The sequence below is a fragment of the Phocaeicola sp. RTP21198st1_B8_RTP21198_201120 genome (assembly GCF_040929485.1).
GTDB classification, from domain to species: domain Bacteria; phylum Bacteroidota; class Bacteroidia; order Bacteroidales; family Bacteroidaceae; genus Phocaeicola; species Phocaeicola dorei.
Map to the genome: position 1 here is coordinate 1 of NZ_JBCOCI010000147.1, position 5,064 is coordinate 5,064.

The 5,064-nt window shown below is 48.9% G+C and carries 3 protein-coding genes and 1 pseudogene; all 4 read left to right on the forward strand.

Translation table 11 applies throughout. The annotated features are described in order from the left end of the window. Window positions 1-75 precede the first annotated feature (75 nt). Window positions 76-1,638 (forward strand): annotated as a pseudogene (locus AB5935_RS23400) (type VI secretion system Vgr family protein); the annotation flags it as partial. A gap of 11 nt (window positions 1,639-1,649) precedes the next feature. Further along, the gene (locus tag AB5935_RS23405) at window positions 1,650-3,008 is read left to right on the forward strand and encodes a hypothetical protein (RefSeq protein ID WP_005858595.1); all 1,359 of its coding nucleotides are present in this window, start codon (window positions 1,650-1,652) and stop codon (window positions 3,006-3,008) included. 45 nt (window positions 3,009-3,053) lie between these two features. Next, on the forward strand, window positions 3,054-3,527 hold the full coding sequence (locus AB5935_RS23410; protein WP_005802596.1) for a hypothetical protein: 474 nt from the start codon (window positions 3,054-3,056) through the stop codon (window positions 3,525-3,527). Next, window positions 3,524-4,900 (forward strand): DUF5458 family protein, encoded by a 1,377-nt coding sequence (locus AB5935_RS23415; protein WP_004288713.1) that lies wholly within the window; start codon window positions 3,524-3,526, stop codon window positions 4,898-4,900. Before AB5935_RS23410 ends, AB5935_RS23415 begins: the two co-directional genes overlap by 4 nt. Window positions 4,901-5,064 lie beyond the last annotated feature (164 nt).

Consider the following 5,064-nt stretch of genomic DNA (forward strand, 5'->3'; position numbering starts at 1 on the left):
GTAACGGATATAAAATTCTTTCTTTTCAGACTTACAAAGCTGTATGCTTAATCCCCCAGGTTTATCGGGTGAGCCATCATCACTCAAGTGGAAATGGTTGGAAGCATGGGCGAGACAGGCGGAGTGGCCATTCACGGAACAAGCCCTACGATACTGTATGAGAACAACAGAACACTCGATTCTTGGATGGATCAGTCTCTCTCTACCATAATAAAGGAGGTGACGCAGGAGTATGGAAAGGTCAATCTGGTTTCCAATCCCAAGTATGCAACGCCCATACCCTACATGGCGCAGTATAACGAGAGTGTCTTTGACTTTATGAATCGCCTTTCGGCTCTTTATGGGGAGTGGTTCTATTATGACGGGACGAAAGTGTATTTCGGCAAGCCTGACAGGGACAATACGGAGAAGATTGTTTATGACATGGATTTGGAGGAGGTACGTCTGGTTGCCAATCTGGTACCGGGTAAATCCGCAAGATACGATTATGTAGCGCAGGAGAACAAACAGCATAATGCGGATACGCCTGCCAAACCGGATGGCATGAACGACCTTCAGTCTATTGCACACAGCTGCTCTGAGAAGGCATATACCGCAAAAACGACCTCGGCTGCCGACCCCCATGTAACGGACAAGGCGGAACTGGACGAACAGATGAGGATTGTAAAGAATGCGTCTGGTGCCAATCTTCTGAACATCAAAGGCATAGGAAAGACTTGCCGGATAAGAATTGGTGAAATCATCGATGTTTCTTTCCCTGACAGGATGAAACTGCCTCCTTTAGGCAAGTTCCGTATTGTCGGGATTGAGCATGAGGTACGCCGTGACGGACATTACTCCAATAGTTTTGTCGGTGTGCCGGACGGTACGGTACATATTCCTGTTCCCGATGTGAAGCGGCCGTTGGCGTTGCCGGAACTGGCTACGGTGAAGGAAAACAACGACGACAAGGGACAGGGACGTGTGAAAGTGGCTTTCGACTGGCAGAAAAACGGCAAGACAACCAATTGGATCAGGGTGCAGACTCCTAATGCGGGAGTAAGTGGTGCGGTTCCCAAGAATCGCGGATGGGTATTTGTTCCGGAAGTCGGCGATCAGGTTATGGTAAGCTACGAGCATGGCAACCCGGACCGCCCCTATGTTACGGGATCGGTGTTCCATTCCGGTTCAGGTAAAGGAGGGGACAAGGACAACAAGGTCAAGAGCATTATCACACGCAGCGGCAATGCCATCGTTTTCGATGATGAAACGGGAAGCATCGTTATTACCGACCAGACGGGAAAACAGCTGATCATGTTGGATGGCACGGATGCCATTACCGTCATGGCGAAAAAGAGCATTACCCTTACCAACGAGGCGGAATCGGTCATCGTAATGGATGATAAGTCGATAGGCTTGCAGGCCGATACCATTGCTCTCGAAGGCAGGAAAAGTGTAACATTGCTGTCCGGCAACGAATGTATGGTACTCAGCAGCGAAAAGAGTATAATTAGCAGCAGCGGTACCAATATTAAACAGGAGGCGGAAAAGGATTACGATGTTGCTGCAAAGAACGGAACGGTCAACGGTGTAAATCTGATGATAGAGGGAAAGGGAAACGTAACGGTTTCGGGAGGAATAGTAAAGTTTAACTCATAATTCGGTTGGCCATGGGAGCATCTGCATCTGTGATACAGGAATATTACAAAGCGGTCGATTACTGGGCGGACATAGTCGGCAACAGGGACTGGAAACTGTCTGTATGGATTGTCGGGCAGAACGATGTGGACTTGGTGGACAGGTTTCTGGAAATAGAACGTTCTCCGGTAGGGCAGTTCGATGACATATTCTTTCGTTTTGATACGCCGTACAGGGGGGATGACGAGGAATACACCGAACAGCTCTGGCAGGAATATGCGGGTTGGTTTTCAGAAAAGGTTGAGGAGAAGTATGATATTCTCAGGGCTCTGAGGCACGACGGGTTGCTGAAGGAAGAATACATTCCTGATGTGTCGGTTGAGCATACGGCGGGCAACTTGTGGAGAGAGATGTTGCGTTTCAAGGCATGTATCTCCCGGTTGGATGATGCCTTTTTCTGTCTGTACTTTCCTCCGGAACAGGAAAGGGGGTATTCCCGGACAGGATGGTTCGGCAATGTGCTGAAAGAAGGTGTCCCGCAGGGAATCCGGATGACAACCATTGACTTGAAAAAGAACAGGAGTATCCGGCTGGGTGAGTCTCGGGAAGTGGTTTGCATACGCCCGCAGTTCGATATGGCGGCGGCTTTGCATAACCGGATGGCACGGTCTGATAGCGGTAACGACCTGATTGCACCTGAAAATCGGTTCAAGCAGCAGGTTACGGTTGTCATGGATTCTACACAAAAGCAGGATTGGAAATTATTGGACAGGGAAATCCGAAAACTGTTGGATATTGCACAGGAAATAAAGGATACGAATATCCGGATTTCCGCTCTGCTTATCGCATCCGAGGCATGTTATGCTATCAGGGAATATAAGCATAGCATGAAATACAGCGACGAAACCGTCCGGGAGGCGGAAAAGGCGATGCAGGGCGGTGAAACGGCAGGATATAGTTATTGGAAAATGGCTGTTTCCATGAAAGCGGCCATTCTGACAGCCGGGAAAAAACGGGAGGAAGCGGTTGCCTTGTATGACATGATGGCTAAAAAAGCCGTCATGCAAAAGGACCCTTATTATGTCATGGAAGGCTATCGCATGTGTGGTTTCCTGCGCTATGAGGATGGAAAGATGGAACAGGCTTTCGAATATTTTTTGCTTGCCCTGGCAGGAGGCAGCTACCTTTCTGCCGAAATCAGGCGGAGTTCCACGTTCGTTTATGCGGCGTATCTGGCTCTTCATACGGGAAGGCTGGTTCGTGCTCCGATTGATGTCGGGATATTGGAACGGCAGCTCTGCGAATGGATTGGGGAGGATTGGAAGGAACTGGTGGACAATCCGGATATGCAGCAGGCGAAGGCCAGAAGAAGGGGAAGTTTTTTCAGTTGAGCGAGATTTAATTAATATATATTTTAAATTTAAAATTGAATAAGTATGGATCTTGGTAATTATGGAATCGGCGGAAACGAAGTGAAGATTGACGCTTCCGAAGGTATTGCGGAAATTCCACAAAATCGAACCTTATTGGTGGAACAGCTGACGAAGGATGAGCCGGTGGCTCCCGAAGTGGTTGCCGGTCTGACCAACATTGACGAAGTCTTTGCACATTTCCGGCCGGAAATAGATATCGAGTTCGCGGATGCGGACGGTGCTCCCGTAGAGGAAAATTTCCGTTTCCACAATGTCGGTGATTTTTCTGTCAGGAAAATGACGGAACAGAGTTCATTCTTGTCCGGCCTGAATGCGGAAAAGCAGTTTGCGGACAGGATGGAGAAGTCGTTGCGTTCCAACAAGGTGCTGCAACGGGTGCTGGAAAATCCGGAGACACGTGGAGCGTTTGTCAATGCGATTTCTGCCATTTTGGACGATTTGAAGAACAATGAGAAGTCTAACCCCACTAATGAATGATAGTTATGAGCGAACAGAATACACAAAGAGAAGCAGCCGTACAGCAGCAACAGGCTGTGGCGCAGTCCAGAAATCTGAACGCTGAATTGCAGATTTTGGCTAAGTTTGGCGGTTTCAATGTCTTGGAATCTTCCGTGGACGGCATACAGAACATGAATCCGGAGCGTAAGGCACGGCGGAACATATTCCTTTCCGACCCCGAACGGGCGGCTGAGCGCAAGGAGCTGGAAAAACGGCTTGAGATGTGGGTCGATATGTTGAAAGGCAACAAATCCATCAGCGAGATGGTGGAACTGTGCCAGAAGAAGTCTGCGGCGGTGTCCGGTCTGCTATCCCAGAACCAGCTGAAAGCGGTGGAAGAGGTCAGGCAGTTGGAGAAGTCCTACCGCACGGTCATGCTCTTCTACAAGAATACGGATTCCGACAAGATCAAGAATATCTCCATAGTGAACGCTTCGATGAGCCAGCTTACCGATTTGGACAACTCCTTCTTTATCGATGCCATTGCAAACGAGCTTCGTGCGAATTATGACCGTTTGGACTTGCGTACCAACTATTCCCTGCTGGTTATCCCGGGATATTTGGGTTCCAACAAGGTTGTTGAAAAATGGGCAAAGATTGCGCATGACAACAAGGTGATGATTTACACGGATTTCGCTGATCTGGAAAAACCGGATGATGTCATTGAAATGTTCTTTGATTCCAATCTTTCGGGAGGCGATGTGTACAAGTCCAACGTATGTATGACCTGCAACTATCTGGTAGGACGGGGACGCTATGCGGAACTGGGCGAAACCGAAGACTTGCTGATTCCTCCTTCTGCGGCATTGGCCGGCAGTGTGTACAAGACGGTAATGGCACAGGTTACCGCCGGTAAGAAGTATGGTTCCATGAGCGAGGTGGACGGGGTTGCCTTCAACCTGAAAAAAAGCGAGATTTCCGAAATCGAGAAGATTGGCCTGATTCCGATGGTGAAGGAATACGGCAAGGTAATGGCTTTCTCTGCCAAGACATTGTTCAACGGGGACAACTTGGGATTGCAGACCTATTCCGTAGTCCGTGTGTTCGATTGGGTAACGAAAGTGCTGATGGATTTCCTCAACCGCCGTGCCTTTGAGAACTGGAACAGCAAGGCGGAAAGGGATTTGCGTGGTCAGATCAGCAAGTTTTTGGATAGCATACAGGGTCCCGGACGCTTGATTGAGAAATTCAAGATTCTTCGTTTCGAGCGCGATCCGAAGCAGAAAGACCGTATTTTCCTCGACATTCACCTGACTCCTTATTTCCCGGCAAAGAGTTTTGTCATCAAGCTGGAAGGTACAAAAGGGGATGACGAGAACGACTGGAACAGCGACTATGCACAGGATGCATAGGTAAGTCCTTGCAGGGACAGCCGGAGTGTGCCGGTTGTAACGCCCGGTTGTCTCTTTTTCACATTCTAAAAAATTCTCACCATGTCAGATGTGTTCAAGAATATAGCTGACGCCGCCGGTAGCAGCAGCGTCAGACGGGGCTTTGCCGACCTTTTTTCAGCCTC

Bases quoted from the DNA above. Each gene is read 5' to 3' on its own strand.
- AB5935_RS23405 (WP_005858595.1), top strand. From the start codon at position 1,650: ATGGGAGCATCTGCATCTGTGATACAGGAATATTACAAAGCGGTCGAT.
- AB5935_RS23410 (WP_005802596.1), top strand. From the start codon at position 3,054: ATGGATCTTGGTAATTATGGAATCGGCGGAAACGAAGTGAAGATTGAC.
- AB5935_RS23415 (WP_004288713.1), top strand. From the start codon at position 3,524: ATGATAGTTATGAGCGAACAGAATACACAAAGAGAAGCAGCCGTACAG.